Source organism: Advenella sp. RU8 (assembly GCF_048381675.1).
Classification (GTDB): domain Bacteria; phylum Pseudomonadota; class Gammaproteobacteria; order Burkholderiales; family Burkholderiaceae_B; genus Advenella.
On sequence record NZ_JBLWIS010000005.1, the window covers coordinates 46,332 to 60,884 of the forward strand.

12 protein-coding genes are annotated in these 14,553 nt (G+C 53.2%); 4 read left to right on the top strand and 8 right to left on the bottom strand.

What is annotated here, in order from left to right:
* Complete coding sequence (gene mutY, locus ACM5Q9_RS08000; RefSeq protein ID WP_418144209.1) at positions 1 to 1,083, top strand: A/G-specific adenine glycosylase; 1,083 nt, start codon at positions 1 to 3, stop codon at positions 1,081 to 1,083.
* Here the strand turns inward: mutY and rodA are convergent.
* The 5 genes from rodA to ACM5Q9_RS08025 form a co-directional block, all read right to left on the bottom strand.
* Positions 1,047 to 2,198: a rod shape-determining protein RodA gene (gene rodA, locus ACM5Q9_RS08005; RefSeq protein ID WP_418144210.1), complete on the bottom strand. Its 1,152-nt coding sequence runs from the start codon at positions 2,196 to 2,198 to the stop codon at positions 1,047 to 1,049. The genes mutY and rodA overlap by 37 nt on opposite strands.
* A complete protein-coding gene (gene mrdA / locus ACM5Q9_RS08010; RefSeq protein WP_418144211.1) occupies positions 2,195 to 4,252 on the bottom strand; it encodes a penicillin-binding protein 2 in 2,058 nt (685 codons plus the stop codon). Before mrdA ends, rodA begins: the two co-directional genes overlap by 4 nt.
* Positions 4,253 to 4,272: 20 nt before the next feature.
* A complete protein-coding gene (mreD, locus tag ACM5Q9_RS08015) occupies positions 4,273 to 4,809 on the bottom strand; it encodes a rod shape-determining protein MreD (protein ID WP_418144212.1) in 537 nt (178 codons plus the stop codon).
* A 3-nt stretch (positions 4,810 to 4,812) separates the two neighbouring features.
* Complete coding sequence (gene mreC / locus ACM5Q9_RS08020; RefSeq protein ID WP_418144213.1) at positions 4,813 to 5,721, bottom strand: rod shape-determining protein MreC; 909 nt, start codon at positions 5,719 to 5,721, stop codon at positions 4,813 to 4,815.
* Positions 5,722 to 5,805: 84 nt separating this feature from the next.
* On the bottom strand, positions 5,806 to 6,849 hold the full coding sequence (locus ACM5Q9_RS08025) for a rod shape-determining protein (RefSeq protein ID WP_169293543.1): 1,044 nt from the start codon (positions 6,847 to 6,849) through the stop codon (positions 5,806 to 5,808).
* Positions 6,850 to 7,087: 238 nt separating this feature from the next.
* Here ACM5Q9_RS08025 and gatC point away from each other — a divergent pair, with 238 nt between their 5' ends.
* The 3 genes from gatC to gatB are packed head-to-tail and all read left to right on the top strand — an operon-like array spanning position 7,088 to position 10,385.
* Positions 7,088 to 7,396: an Asp-tRNA(Asn)/Glu-tRNA(Gln) amidotransferase subunit GatC gene (gatC, locus tag ACM5Q9_RS08030; RefSeq protein WP_418144214.1), complete on the top strand. Its 309-nt coding sequence runs from the start codon at positions 7,088 to 7,090 to the stop codon at positions 7,394 to 7,396.
* Positions 7,397 to 7,398: 2 nt separating this feature from the next.
* Positions 7,399 to 8,931, top strand: a complete 1,533-nt coding sequence (gatA, locus tag ACM5Q9_RS08035) for an Asp-tRNA(Asn)/Glu-tRNA(Gln) amidotransferase subunit GatA (protein WP_418144215.1) — start codon at positions 7,399 to 7,401, stop codon at positions 8,929 to 8,931.
* Positions 8,931 to 10,385: an Asp-tRNA(Asn)/Glu-tRNA(Gln) amidotransferase subunit GatB gene (gene gatB / locus ACM5Q9_RS08040; RefSeq protein ID WP_418144216.1), complete on the top strand. Its 1,455-nt coding sequence runs from the start codon at positions 8,931 to 8,933 to the stop codon at positions 10,383 to 10,385. The genes gatA and gatB overlap by 1 nt, the downstream gene beginning before the upstream one ends.
* A gap of 280 nt (positions 10,386 to 10,665) precedes the next feature.
* Here the strand turns inward: gatB and ACM5Q9_RS08045 are convergent, their stop codons facing one another.
* Genes ACM5Q9_RS08045 through ACM5Q9_RS08055 form a run of 3 tightly spaced genes read right to left on the bottom strand, consistent with a single transcriptional unit; the run spans position 10,666 to position 14,535 of the window.
* Complete coding sequence (locus ACM5Q9_RS08045; protein WP_418144217.1) at positions 10,666 to 11,286, bottom strand: sarcosine oxidase subunit gamma; 621 nt, start codon at positions 11,284 to 11,286, stop codon at positions 10,666 to 10,668.
* Positions 11,255 to 14,263 carry a sarcosine oxidase subunit alpha family protein gene (locus ACM5Q9_RS08050; RefSeq protein ID WP_418144218.1) on the bottom strand — a complete coding sequence of 1,003 codons (3,009 nt, stop codon included), beginning with the start codon at positions 14,261 to 14,263 and terminating at the stop codon, positions 11,255 to 11,257. The genes ACM5Q9_RS08045 and ACM5Q9_RS08050 overlap by 32 nt, the downstream gene beginning before the upstream one ends.
* Entirely contained in the window at positions 14,260 to 14,535 is a 276-nt protein-coding gene (locus ACM5Q9_RS08055; protein WP_418144219.1) for a sarcosine oxidase subunit delta, read from the bottom strand. Before ACM5Q9_RS08055 ends, ACM5Q9_RS08050 begins: the two co-directional genes overlap by 4 nt.
* Between the last annotated feature and the right edge of the window lie 18 nt (positions 14,536 to 14,553).

The window sequence follows — 14,553 nt, forward strand, 5'->3', positions numbered from 1 at the left end:
ATGCAATTTGCCGATCTTATCGTTGCCTGGCAGAAAACCCATGGCAGGCATCACCTGCCATGGCAGAAGACACGTGACGCCTATAAAGTATGGTTATCCGAAATCATGCTCCAACAAACCCAGGTGGCCACTGTCATTCCATACTACGAACGGTTCCTGGCCACTTTTCCCACTATCAACCGCCTGGCCAACGCTTCCCAGGATGAAGTGCTGGCGCTATGGGCCGGCCTTGGCTACTACGCTCGCGCCCGAAATCTGCATAAATGCGCCCAAACCGTCGTATCGGACTGGCAAGGCATCTTCCCCCGGCAAGCGCAGGACATCATGAGCCTGCCGGGCATTGGCCAATCCACCGCCAATGCGATTGCCGCTTTTTGCTTTGATGCCAAAACCCCCATCATGGATGGCAATGTCAAAAGGATTTTTACCCGATACTATGGTATTGAAGGACAAACCAACAAAAGGGAAGTAGAAAAAAGACTGTGGGATCAAGCGCATGAGAATATCGAATTGGCCAGCAAAGACCTGGACATGCCTGCCTATACCCAAGGACAAATGGATCTGGGTGCCACCATATGCACCCGCAGCAAACCCAAATGCAATGTCTGTCCCCTGCAGGCATCCTGTTATGCCCGGAGGGAAAACCGGCAGGCAGAATTACCCACCCCAAAAATCAAGAAAACCATACCGGTACGTTCGGTGAAAATGCTGGTATTGCAGCATCAGGACCGTATCCTGATCCAGCAACGCCCCGAGCAAGGCATCTGGGGCGGCCTATGGTCACTACCCGAGTTCCAGAGCGAACAAGAGCTGCTAACCCTGCAAAACGACTGGCAACAAACCCGGCAAACCGCCATCAAGCTGGCAGCCTTCGAGCATGTATTCACCCATTTCAAGCTGCATATACAGCCATACTGGCTTAAATGCCCACACCTTTCGCTAAGGGAAGAAAACGGCAACGGCAGCAAGCAGCAATGGCTTCCCCTTGACAGGCTTGAAACCACCGCCTTGCCTGCCCCGGTCCTGAAACTGCTGCAAGGGGTGCATCAGTTTTCTGGCATGGAAGATTTGCCGGGTTCGTAATTTGAAATACTCATCAGCAAGCCGCAAGCAAAACCCAAGGTAACCAATGCCGTTCCGCCATAGCTCATGAACGGCAACGGCACCCCCACAATCGGCAGAATACCCATGACCATCCCCATGTTCACAAATACGTAAACAAAAAACATCATGGTAAGGGCACCGGCCAGCAAACGGCCAAACTGGGTGCGTGCCTTTATGGTAATGAAAAAACCACGCAGCAACAGCAGGGAATACAAAATCAGCAACAGTATTCCGCCGTACAGGCCAAACTCTTCGGCAAACACGGCAAAAATAAAGTCGGTGGTACGTTCGGGAATAAAATCGAGATGGGTTTGCGTCCCCTGCATATAGCCCTTGCCATAAATACCCCCCGAGCCAATCGCGATCATGCCCTGAATGGTATGAAAACCCTTGCCAAGCGGATCGGTACTGGGATCCAGCAAAGTGCAGACCCGGTGTTTTTGGTATTCATGCAGCACTACCCAGTCAAACCCGGGTGCGCAAAGCGTTTGCTCATAATACAAAATAAGGACCAGCGCAGTAACTCCCAGGACAAACAAGGGAGCCAGCAATTTGAAGGACAAGCCGGCAAAATAAATCACAAAAAAGCCGGTAGCAAAAACCAGCAAGGCCGTCCCCAGGTCGGGCTGCTTGACGATAAGGGTAAACGGCACAAGCAGTAAAACACCAGCGGCCAGAAAATCGATAATCCGCAGCTCTGCCCTGTGCTTGTCAAAATACCAGGCCAGCATCATCGGAACCACCAGCTTCATCATTTCAGAGGGCTGGACAACCGTAACACCCACGTCCAGCCAGCGGGTTGCCCCCTTATTGGTAATACCAAAAAACTCCACGCCAAGCAACAGTACTATACCCGACAGGTAAAACGGAATGGCCAGTTTCATCATTTTGGACAGGGGGATCATGGCCACTACCCACATAACGGCAAAGGCAACCAGAAAATTACGTGCCTGGTCGGCAAACCGCCAATCGGTGCCACCTACGGCCGAATGCATGACAGTCATGCCCAAGCCTGACAACAAAGCAAGGATCAACAACAAGGGCCAATCTATGCAACGCAAGGAACCTAGAATCCAACTCATTACCCGGTTCATAATGCCCCTGCCTCATCATTGTGCACGTCGTCCCTGCCATTCCGGTTCATATCGATACTTGCCAGAATTTCAGGTGTATGTCCCGGCGCATTATCGTCCGGATTGGCGGGAATGTTTTCCGGGATCTCCAGATCCGGAGAAATCTCTTCTTGCTGTTCCTCGTCATCAAAACTGGGGATGTACTCGGGAATATTTGCCCGTTCGGGTGCCAGCCAGTAATCAAAAACCTTACGGGCAATTGGGGCGGCCACACTGGAACCCCAGCCACCATTTTCCACAATCAGGGCAACTGCAATCCGGGGATTATCAACCGGAGCAAACCCCATATACAGGGCATGATCATGCAAGCGTTTGTTGAGTGCTTCAGCCTTGTATTTAGTGCCTTTCAGGCTAAATACCTGGGCCGTGCCGGTTTTTCCGGCGGACTCATAGCCGGCACCGGCAAAAATCCTTCTGGCCGTACCGGTGGCATTTACATCGGACAATGCCGACTTCACCAGGTCTATGTGCTCTTGCGCCACATCCACCTTATACTCAGGCTCCGAGACCGTTTGCTCAACGGTTTTCAGTACCGGGTTTTCTATCCAGTTAACCAGATGCGGCTTGGTATAAACACCATTGGCCGCCAAGGTTGCCGTCGCCTGTGCCAGCTGGGTGATGGTCAGCGAATTATAGCCCTGCCCGACAGAAACCGAAATGGTATCGCCCGGAATCCATTTTTGCTGGGCCGGATTCTTGAACGCATTTTTCTTCCATTCACGGGAAGGCAAAATCCCTTTTTTCTCGTGCATCAAATCAATGCCGGTTTTCTTGCCAAAACCAAATTGCTGGGAAAAATCATGCAAGGCATCGACCCCAATCAAAGGACCGAGGCTAAAAAAATACGTATCTGAAGAGACCACAATCGCCTTGTGCATATTGGTTGGCCCATAGGCCGCTCCGCCGGCATTACGAAAACGTTGACCACCATATTCAAAATAACCCGGATCGGGAATTTTGGCATTGGGATCACGTACGCCCAGCGTCAATGCAGCCAGTGCCACAAATGGCTTGTAGGTAGAACCAATCGGAAAAGTACCGTAAATAGGCCGGTCGATCAGGGGATGGTCGGGAGAATCAGACAGCCGACGCCAGTTTTCAACGTCAATGCCATCCACAAACAAATTGGGATCGTACGAGGGAGCAGATACATAAGCCAGCACTTGCCCGTTACGTGGATCAATGGCAACCAGGGCGCCCCTCTGGGGATTCTTGGGATCGTTATAAATACCCTCAACCAGTTTCTGCAAGCCCATATCAAGCGACAGCCGCAAGTTGTCGCCGGGAATCGGATCGGTTCTTTTCAAGACCCGCACCGGCTTGCCGGAAGCGGCAATTTCAACCTCTTCCCAACCGGTTTTGCCATGCAGCCTTTCTTCATAGCTGGCTTCAATGCCTTTCTTGCCAATCACCTCGGTGCCCCGGTAATTGCCCTCCAGCCCTTTTTCTTCAAGCTGCTCCTGGTCACGCTCGGAAATCCGGCCGACATACCCGATAACATGGGCCGCCGACTCGCCCTCGGGATATTCCCGTACCCAGCGTGCCTTCAGGCTGACCCCCTTGAACTTGTATGAATGTGCGGCGAAGGTAGCCGCTTCGTCATCGGTCAGGTTGCTTTTAAGCAGGACTGACGCAAAACGGTTTGAGCTGCCCAGCCGACGCTTGAAGCGCCGTAACTCGAGTGGCGACAAATGAATGATCTGCTCCAGCTGTTCGAGCATTTTTGGAATATCTCCGACTTGCCCGCGCACCATTTCAAGCGTATAGTCACGATGGCTGCGGGCCAGGACGACACCATTGCGGTCAACGATATCACCCCTGCGTGGGGTAATCGGCACCAGTGTAATGCGGTTTCTTTCCGCCCGTTCAGACAGGCCCTGGTACCGTTCTACCTGCAAGACCCATAAGCGGTTCACCAGAATCCCGAAACACAAAAGCACAAACAGCACGGCCACCACAACCCGGGTGATCAGTTGCCGCCGCTGGCGCATTGCCTGTTTCCTGAATTCAAACATAAGCCTTTCCTGTACCCAAGCTAGATGGTTGCATCATCATCCTCCACCGGACGCAGCGGCAGTTTCAGGATAAGGTCGGCGGCAAGCCACAATACCCCTGTAATCACACCAGACCAGACCCATACCCAACCTGGCCAAACACCGGCAAACCATGCCTGCATCAGACGACTGGGTATGGGGGCCAGGCAAAAAATCGGGAACATGTGAATTAATTGGCTGATAACACCAAACCGCATCATGCGTTTTCGAATGGTCAGGGTGCCGTAGATGACAAAGACATAGGTAAGGGCATGCTCGCCCAAAATATTCATGTCATGTACATCCATCAGGAAGCCAAAGCAAAAGGCGGCCAGCAAGCCCACCCCTTTTACTTCATGCGCACACCAAAATGCCAGAACCAGTATCAGTAAATCGGGCGAGCCTTCCCAGCTGCGCCAGGGAAGCATGGATGCCATCCAGACAAAAATAATGGTTCCCCAGCCATATACCGGATTGACAATATAGGAATACTGGGTGGATTGCAGGGGCTGCAACGACTTCAGGTTTTTATTCGCCATGAATCAATTCTTGCCATGTTTTGTAGTAGTTGGCGCCTTGGCCAAAATATCAAGTTCATCCTTTCCCGGGACCTCGTCGGTAGGCACCAGCAAGACCAGAAAATGGCGGTAGCGTTCGGGGTGGGCAGAGGGCTCAGCCACCGCCCGGACAAACCCTTCGGCCGAGTTGGCCTCGATGGCGGTCACGGTACCGATGGACAGGCCTGCCGGATAAATACCGCCAATACCACTGGTCGTGAGGGTATCACCTACCCTGATATCCGCATCCATGGACAAATACCTGACTTCGAGCTTGCCACCCTGTCCGGAACCAAAAACAATCACCCGCAGGCCATTGCGCAATACCATGGCGGGAATGGAGACTTTTTCATCGGTAATCAGGGCCGCCTCAGAAGTCATGGCGGTGACCCTGCGAATTTGACCCACCACCCCACCTTCACCGATTACCGGCATGCCCGGTTCAATGCCATGATTACTACCTTTGGTCAGAACCATGGTCTGGTTCAGGGGGTTAGGTGCTGTGTACAGGATTTCCACCGCCACCGATGGGGTCTGGGCCGTATTTTTAATGCCCAGCAACCTTCGCAACTGAACGTTCTCAGCTGCCATCTGTGCCGCATGAGCGGAAATTTGTGCCAGCTCTATGCGCTGGTGCTGCACTGCCTCGCTTTCCTGCTTGGCGATGGCCACGATATTGGACCAGTCATTGAATTTGGCAACGACATCGCGTGGCCACAAGGCTGCTTTCTGAAAGGGATAAAGGACAACCGCTGTCGCCTGCCGAATGGGATCAAGCACCCGCCAGCCGGAATCGGTAATCATCAACCCAATACATAACAAGACCAGGAAAAACAGTCTTACCTCTGCAGCCGGCCCATGTTTGAATAAACGGATCGATCTGTTCTGCTGCATAAAACAACCGTGGAAAGAAGGACAACATGGACCAGGCCATACCGTACAGGTACGGCCCGATGAAAAATTCAGTTGCTAAGGGAATTAGTCATTAATAAAGATGGGACCCAGTTTTTCCAGATGCTCAAGTGCTTCTCCGCACCCTTTGACAACGCAGGTAAGGGGATCATCGGCCACGACCACTGGCAAGCCGGTTTCTTCCTGGAGCAACCTGTCAAGGTCTTTCAGTAAAGCCCCACCACCCGTTAATGCGATACCTTTTTCGGTAATGTCTGCGCCTAGTTCCGGCGGCGTTTGCTCCAGGGCAATTTTAACCGCAGAGACAATCTGGTTCAAGGTGTCGGACAATGACTCGAGAATCTCGTTGGATGAAACGGTAAAGCTGCGCGGCACACCTTCGGACAGGTTCCTGCCCTTGACTTCCATCTCGCGGACTTCGGTACCCGGGAAAGCGGATCCGATTTCTTTTTTAATCAGTTCGGCAGTGGGCTCACCAATCAACATGCCATGGTTACGGCGAATATAATTGATAATCGCTTCATCGAATTTATCGCCACCCACACGCACGGATCCCTTGTAAACCATGCCACCCAGCGAAATAATGGCTACTTCAGTAGTGCCGCCACCAATATCCACAATCATGGAACCGCTGGCGTCCGAAACATTAAGCCCGGCACCCAGGGCAGCCGCCATGGGCTCTTCGATAAGATAAACCTGGCTTGCACCTGCTCCCATGGCCGCCTCACGAATGGCGCGTCGTTCTACCTGGGTGGACCCGCATGGCACACACACGATGATGCGAGGGCTTGGCGCAAACATGCTGCGTGGATGAATGATACGGATAAACTGCTTGATCATTTGCTCGGTAACGGTAAAGTCGGCAATTACCCCATCTTTCATGGGGCGAATGGCTTCGATATTGCCTGGAACACGTCCCAGCATTTGCTTGGCGGCATGACCGACTGCCTGAATGATTTTACGACCATTGGGACCACCTTCGTGGCGAATCGCAACGACCGAAGGTTCATCAAGCACAATGCCTTTTCCACGAACGTAAATCAGGGTATTGGCGGTACCCAGGTCAATAGCCATATCTGTTGACAGATAACTTCTTAAAAATCCGAACATTTTTCGCGCAGGTAAAAATTTTAGAGGAGATAAAAGCGCAGCGACAAGCCCAGCGCACATAACGATTAAGATAACTTATAATGATAACTGAAAATTGCTGCCAACTATCGGATTTAGTGCGCCAACACATTGTTTTCTTTGTAACCTTGTGCTGTTTTCTTTACTGAATTCCACAGTATTTTATTTTATTTTTTGTATACGTCCTTTTTTCTTTTTATTTTTATATCGCAAGAATTATATGTCACTCTCCCTAGAAGATGTAACGCGTATTTCGCGCCTGGCACGACTGGAACTGACTCCTGAAAAAAAGGAGCTGGCCCTGAACGAACTGAATAATATTCTGGGACTGATCGAGAAGCTGCAATCCGTGGATACTACCGGTGTCGAGCCCCTTGCCCATCCGTTATCCGCGCATGAAGACATAACCCTCAGACTGCGTGAAGATGTCGTTACCGAAACCGGCTCAGAATCCGGACGCGACGCCATGCTGGCCAACGCCCCAGCCACCGAAAACGGCTTATTCCTGGTCCCTAAAGTTATCGAGTAACCATGAGCAATACAACCACCCACTCCTCTTTTTCCAGCATTGCCGAAATGCGCAAGGCGCTGGACAGCAAGCAGGTTAGCGCGACCGAACTGGCGCAAGAAGCGCTGGACCGTGCCAATGCGGCAAAACACCTTAACATTTTCCTGCATATCAACCCGGAAGCTACCCTGGAACAGGCCAAACAGGCAGACCAGCGCATTGCCGAAGGCAAACAGCATTTGCTAACCGGCATCCCGATTGCCCACAAAGACGTTTTTGTGACACGCCAGTGGCGTACCACTGCGGGCAGCAAAATGCTTGAAAACTATACCAGTCCCTTTGATGCCACGGTTGTCGAGCACCTGAAAAATGCAGGTGCCGTCAATATCGGCAAGCTGAATTGCGATGAGTTTGCCATGGGTTCGGGCAATGAAAACTCCGCCTTCGGCGCCTGCCTTAACCCTTGGGATACCAGCGCGGTTCCGGGTGGTTCATCGGGCGGCTCGGCAGCTGCCGTTGCGGCCGGAATTGTAGCGGCTACCACCGGTACCGATACCGGTGGCTCGGTTCGCCAGCCATCTGCCATGTGCGGCGTCAGCGGCATCAAGCCAACCTATGGCACAGTATCCCGCTTTGGCATGATCGCCTACGGGTCAAGCCTTGACCAGGCTGGCCCGATTGCCGGCAGTGCCCAGGATCTGGTCGAACTGCTTGACGTGATCAGTGTTTTCGACGAACGCGACTCCACCTGCATTGAAACCTGCGATGGCACACCTAACAGTCAGGGACGGGTCAAGCAGGCTTACCTGGACAACCTGGCCAACCAGAATGCCCAAGGCAGCAAGCCCCTGAAAGGCTTGCGCATTGGTGTACCCAAAGAGTTTTTTGGCCCGGGCCTGTCCGCAGATGTAGCCAGCGCCATTGAAGCCGCCCTGCAGCAATACGAAGCGCTGGGCGCTGAGCGGGTTGAAATTTCCCTGCCCCGCACCGAGCTGTCCATCCCCGCTTACTACGTGCTTGCCCCTGCCGAGGCGTCCAGCAACCTGTCTCGCTACGATGGCGTGCGGTATGGCTATCGCGCCAAAGAATACAAGGGCCTCGAAGAAATGACCAGTCGTTCGCGGGCACAGGCCTTTGGTCCCGAAGTGCAGCGTCGCATCATGATTGGCACCTATGTTCTGTCGCAAGGCTACTATGATGCCTATTATCTGCAGGCACAAAGAATCCGCCGTATCATTGCCAACGACTTCCAGGCCGCCTTTGCCTCCCAATGCGATGTCATCATGGGGCCTGTCAGCCCTGCCGTTGCCAAAAACATTGGCGACAACCGCGATGACCTGACTGCCGACTGGCTGGCCGATATCTACACACTGGGCGTCAGCATGGCAGGCTTGCCAGCCATGTCGATTCCTTGCGGCTTTGGCGGTGCCAACGGCAACCGTCCAATTGGACTGCAAATCATCGGCAACTACTTCAATGAAGGCAAAATCCTTGCCATTGCAGATCGCTTCCAGCAACACACTGACTGGCATACACGTAAACCGGAAATCAAATAATGAATTGGGAAATTGTCATTGGTCTGGAAACGCATGTACAGCTTTCCACACAATCTAAAATCTTTTCAGGCAGCAGCACCGCTTTTGGCGCCGCCCCCAACACGCAAGCCAATATGGTTGACATGGCCCTGCCCGGCAGCCTGCCTGTCATGAACAAGGCGGCCGTCGAAAGAGCCATCCGTTTTGGCCTGGCCATTGGTGCCGAAGTCGCACCCTACTCTGTATTTGCCCGTAAAAACTACTTCTATCCCGACCTACCCAAAAACTACCAGATCAGCCAGTACGAGCTACCGGTTGTCGTGGGCGGAAAAATTTCCTACTTCGTCGGACAAGAAGAAAAAACCCTCAACCTGACACGGGCCCACCTTGAAGAAGATGCCGGCAAATCCCTGCACGATGACTTCATCGGCCCGTTGGGCGAACTGTCCACCGGGATTGACCTTAACCGTACCGGCACGCCATTGCTGGAAATCGTGACCGAACCCGAACTGCGTTCGGCTGCCGAAGCTGTTGCCTATGCCAAAACCCTGCATGGCCTGGTGGTCTGGCTGGGTATTTGCGACGGCAACCTGCAAGAAGGCTCATTCCGCATCGATGCCAACGTCTCTGTGCGTCCCGTAGGCCAAAAAGAATTTGGCACCCGTGCCGAAATCAAGAACGTCAACTCATTCCGTTTCCTTGAGCGCGCCATCCTTTTTGAGGCCCGTCGCCAGATCGAACTAATCGAAGACGGCGGTACTGTTGTGCAGGAAACCCGCCTGTACGATGACGTCAAAGATGAAACCCGCAGCATGCGCACCAAGGAAGACGCCCACGACTATCGCTATTTCCCCGACCCTGACCTGCCACCGCTGGTGATTTCACAGGAATGGAAAGAGCGCGTGAAAGCCAGCATGCCCGAACTGCCGGCCGCCCGCCGCGAACGTTACTGCGACGAACTGGGCCTCCCCGCCTATGATGCAGCCCAGCTTACCGTTTCACGTGCCATGTCCGACTATTTTGAAGAAACCATCAAGGTACTGCCTGAAGGCAATGCCAAACTGGCTTCCAACTGGATCATGAGTGAGTTGTCGGGTGCCCTTAACCGTGATGAACTGGACATTGAAAACAGTCCGGTCAGTCCCGAACAGCTGGGCAAGATGCTGCTACGCATTATTGACAACACCATTTCCAACAAGATCGCGCGTGATGTATTTGCCGATATGTGGGCCGGTGAACACAATCGTGATGCCGATGCCATCATCGAGGCAAAAGGCTTGAAACAGATTAGTGACAGCGGGGCCATTGCCGCCATGATTGACGAAGTATTGGCCGCCAACCCCGAGATCATTGAAGAATACAAGGCTGGCAAGCCAAAAGCCTTTAACTCTTTAGTGGGCAAGGTCATGAAAGCAGGTAAAGGCAAAGCTAACCCAACCCAGGTTAATGAGCTCCTTAAAGAGAAACTGGGGTAGGTTGCTAAGAAGCATCTTGTAGCGCAAGGCGACCACCCCGTCAGGCTTCGCCTGCCACCCCTCCACGGGAGGGGAATGGTTTGGGGCTTCGTTTGGGCGTTGGGGTTTGCTTGGGACTACCCCGTCAGGCTTTGCCTGACACCCCTCCGAGGGAGGGGAATGTGAGGCACAGGCGTTTCCACGAAGAAGGAAAATTCCCCTCCCTCGGAGGGGTGGCGCGAAGCGACGGGGTGGTCACTTCCACTCGCTTAAAAACAGTCCTGCCTTTAAAGTGCTTGCCTCAAGAGAGCAGATAATAATCATACGCAGCATCCAGCAGCATTTTTACCGTATATTCGGCAAAGCTCCTGCGCACCAGCAAATGCCAGCCATCGGACACCGGCCTTACGGCAATATCCGACTTGAAAAAATGCGACTGGGCACACTGCCCCTTGCCAAACACACTGGTATCAAAATCCAGCGGGCAGCCTTTGTTAAGCACATCTGTGACCATGCTCCCACTTAAATGCAGCAAGGTGTAGCCACTGCTGACATCAAGCACCCGGGCAAACGAACCTGCCAACAAAGCCTGGATTTCATCAACCGGTGCCGGCATATCAACCGGCCCGACTGACTGGGCCAGCCACTCATCAGGCCCCAGCCACCAGATCACATGCCGGTCATTTTCCGCAACCGTATTAGGTTGCACAGGAAATTGAAGATTAAATGAATTACCCAAAACCCTGGCAACATTGGCATCACCAAGGTCGGCCCGCACATTATGCAATGCACGAAAGGGTAGCTCTCTTAAAAGGAATTTTTCTGGTGCTTTGCCGGCGGCCTCTTCCAGCAAAACCTGCACATTAAACAATGGCGACTGCATATTCACATCAAGCTGCATGCTGGCGACCCCCTTCTTCATCCAAAAACACCGGACTGCAAACCTTGGCTTTCACAAAACCGGTTTGCCCTGTCCATACCACAACCGTTGAGCCCAACAGGCTGAAACCATCCTTGATAACCGCCAGGGCGATTGAGCGTTCAAGCGTTGGACTGTAATAACTGGAGGTGACGTGGCCCAACATGGGAGCCGGACGCTGTATGGTTTCTTCCCGCAATACTTGCGCACCTTCGGGCAGAACCTGTTCCGGGTCATCAGACAGCAGGCCCACAAACTGTTTACGGCCACTGCCTGCAGTATGGCTTCGACTTAATGAACGCTTGCCAATGAAATCCTTGGTTTTGGCCACCAGGCCATCCATGCCCAAATCGGCAGGCGTCATGGAACCGTCGGTATCCTGACCCACAATAATGAAGCCCTTTTCAGCCCGCAGTACATGCATGGCTTCGGTACCATAAGGGGTAATATTGAATTCCTGCCCGGCCTGGATCAGGGTATCCCAAACCGCCCTGCCATAATTGGAAGGCACATTCACTTCATAGCTAAGTTCACCCGAAAAACTGATCCGCATGATACGCACCGGAACGTTCATAATGCTGCCTTCACGGAAACTCATGAACGGAAATTGCGCGGGCGAAAAATCAATGTCGTGACACACTTTTTGCAGCACCTTACGGGCATTTGGCCCGGCTACGGCAAAGGTGGAATAATGGTCAGTTAGCGAAGCCAGGTGAACTTTCAGCCCGGGCCATTCAGTTTGCAACCACCTTTCCATCCATTGCATGACCCTGGCTGCGCCACCGGTGGTGGTGCTAAGCAAATAATGGTTCTCGCCAAGGCGGATATTCACCCCATCATCAAAAACCATGCCATTTTCATCAAGCATCAGCCCGTAACGGCATTTGCCAATGCCCAACTTGTTCCAGGCATTGGTGTACATGCGATTGAGGAATTCGGCAGCGTCGGGGCCCTGAACATCAATTTTGCCCAAGGTAGAGGCATCCAGAATACCCACCCCGTTACGCACAGCCAAGCACTCGCGCCTGACGGCTGCCTGCAAATCTTCATTGCCAACGGCGTAATAAAGGGGCCGCTTCCAGTTACCTACATCTTCAAATACCGCGCCATGCGCTTCATGCCAGGCATGAATGCAAGTAGTCCGGACCGGTTCAAAAAAATCCCCCAGCTCACGCCCTGCCAGAGCACCAAAGGTAACCGGCGTGTAATTGGGCCGAAAGGTGGTGGTGCCGGTTTGCGGTATGGTTTGCTTCAGGGCTTCGGCCAAAATAGCCATGCCATTGATATTGCCCAGCTTTCCCTGGTCGGTGCCAAACCCCAGCGCCGTATAGCGCTTGACATGCTCAACCGACTGATAGCCTTCGCGCGCGGCCAGATAGATATCGGCGGCGGACACATCATTCTGGTAATCGACAAACTGCTTTTCACCCTGGCCAATCTGCTCCCTGTCACCAATTAACCATAGTGGCAGAATGGGGTTTTCCCGGTATTCATCCAGCTCCCAAAACACGGGCTGTACGGCAGGCAAGCCGAGCTGTTCAAGCATATCGCTGGCCGCCTGCTGGCCACCGGCCAATGCCTCTGACAGCAGGAAGTCTCCATTGGCTGCTCCCACGCTGGTTTCAGCCTGGACCGAAACACCCGGCAGAAAGCAGGCTTTTTCATCCGACCAGGCGGCTTTACCACCAGACTGGGCAAACAAATGCACCACCGGGCTCCAGCCACCTGAAACCCCTAGCAGATCGCAGCACAAGGTAGCCACAATCTCGCCCAGATGGCCTTTTCGATAAGAGGCCACGCTGACCTTTTCGATATGATGGTCAAACTGTTCGCTGAAGGCTTCAAGCACCACCGATTCAAAAAGAATGGAAATACTCATGGCATGTGCACGTTGCGGCAAGGTACCACCAGAAACGGGTCGTGCATCAATCACCGTGACATTCGCACCGTGCTGCTTCAGGGCAATGGCCGCGCGATAGCCTTCATCATTATTGGTGAAAACCAAAGCCGACTTGCCTGGCAAAATCGCATAGCGATTCACATAAGTGGCAATGGCCCCCGAAAGCATGATGCCCGGCAAATCATTATTGGCAAAAACCAATGGCCTTTCATGGGCCCCCGTGGCCAGAATGACCTTGCGGGCTCGGATTTTCATGATCCGTTCACGGGTTCCCTTACGTTCGGCCAACGGCAAATGGTCCGTCAGGCGCTGGCAAGCCGTCACCAGGTTATGATCCTGATAGCCAAAAGCGGTCGTACGCAAAAAAACCTTCACCTTGGGCAATTGCGCCAATTGCCGCATGATGCCGTCTATCCATTGCACTGCACTCATGCCATCAATGGTTTCATCACTGGACAGCAACGTGCCGCCCGCCTCTGCCTGGTCATCAAGCAAGATAACCCGTGCACCGCCCTTTCCGGCAGCCAATGCTGCAGCCAGCCCGGCCGGGCCAGCCCCCACCACCAGAATGTCGGCATGCATGAACTGCTTTTCATAACGATCGGCATCACGGGCTTTGGGGGCCACACCCAAGCCCGCCATCTCACGGATTTTTTCTTCGAAGCGGGGCCAGTACTTTTGCGGCCACATGAAGGTTTTATAGTAAAAACCGGCAGGCAGGAAACGCGACAACTTCTGCACAAACGCCATTTTGTCATGGGCCAGGCTAGGGCTTACATTCACACTGCTGGCCACCAGGCCCTCATAAAGCGGAACCTCGGTTGCCTTGGCATTCGGCACGGTATAGGCACCGGTTTCAAGCTGGACAATCGCATTAGGCTCTTCAACCCCGGCAGTCATGATGCCACGCGGACGATGGTATTTCCAGCTACGCGCCACAAACTGCACGCCATTGGCCAACAAGGCCGAGGCAAGTGTGTCGCCCTCGTAACCCTGATAACTTTTTCCATTGAACTGGAAACGGATTTTACGAAGCCGGTCAACCCGGCCTCCTTCCTTGACCCTGAACGACTGGCTCATGCGGCATCTCCTTTCTGAACCGGGACTTCTGCCTGTTCAAAGGCATACGTGACGGTATCCCTGTGCAACGTAAACCAGCGTCGGCAACCATGCACATGCTGCCACTGTTCCTGCTGCAGGCCACGTGTATTTTTCCGCATAAAAAGATAATCCCCCCAGGCTTCATCGCTTAACGACTCGGGGTTGGCAGGCCTGACAATACCCGCCTCACCACCCGCTGCAAATTCGGATTCGGCCCTTTCTCCACACCACGGGCATTTTATCAACAGCATATTTTTTTCCTTCAGGCT

What these genes read in the sequence shown, in the direction of transcription:
- mutY (WP_418144209.1), top strand. Translation starts at nt 1, where the DNA reads ATGCAATTTGCCGATCTTATCGTTGCCTGGCAGAAAACCCATGGCAGG.
- rodA (WP_418144210.1), bottom strand. Translation starts at nt 2,198, where the DNA reads ATGAACCGGGTAATGAGTTGGATTCTAGGTTCCTTGCGTTGCATAGAT.
- mrdA (WP_418144211.1), bottom strand. Translation starts at nt 4,252, where the DNA reads ATGTTTGAATTCAGGAAACAGGCAATGCGCCAGCGGCGGCAACTGATC.
- mreD (WP_418144212.1), bottom strand. Translation starts at nt 4,809, where the DNA reads ATGGCGAATAAAAACCTGAAGTCGTTGCAGCCCCTGCAATCCACCCAG.
- mreC (WP_418144213.1), bottom strand. Translation starts at nt 5,721, where the DNA reads ATGCAGCAGAACAGATCGATCCGTTTATTCAAACATGGGCCGGCTGCA.
- ACM5Q9_RS08025 (WP_169293543.1), bottom strand. Translation starts at nt 6,849, where the DNA reads ATGTTCGGATTTTTAAGAAGTTATCTGTCAACAGATATGGCTATTGAC.
- gatC (WP_418144214.1), top strand. Translation starts at nt 7,088, where the DNA reads ATGTCACTCTCCCTAGAAGATGTAACGCGTATTTCGCGCCTGGCACGA.
- gatA (WP_418144215.1), top strand. Translation starts at nt 7,399, where the DNA reads ATGAGCAATACAACCACCCACTCCTCTTTTTCCAGCATTGCCGAAATG.
- gatB (WP_418144216.1), top strand. Translation starts at nt 8,931, where the DNA reads ATGAATTGGGAAATTGTCATTGGTCTGGAAACGCATGTACAGCTTTCC.
- ACM5Q9_RS08045 (WP_418144217.1), bottom strand. Translation starts at nt 11,286, where the DNA reads ATGAAGAAGGGGGTCGCCAGCATGCAGCTTGATGTGAATATGCAGTCG.
- ACM5Q9_RS08050 (WP_418144218.1), bottom strand. Translation starts at nt 14,263, where the DNA reads ATGAGCCAGTCGTTCAGGGTCAAGGAAGGAGGCCGGGTTGACCGGCTT.
- ACM5Q9_RS08055 (WP_418144219.1), bottom strand. Translation starts at nt 14,535, where the DNA reads ATGCTGTTGATAAAATGCCCGTGGTGTGGAGAAAGGGCCGAATCCGAA.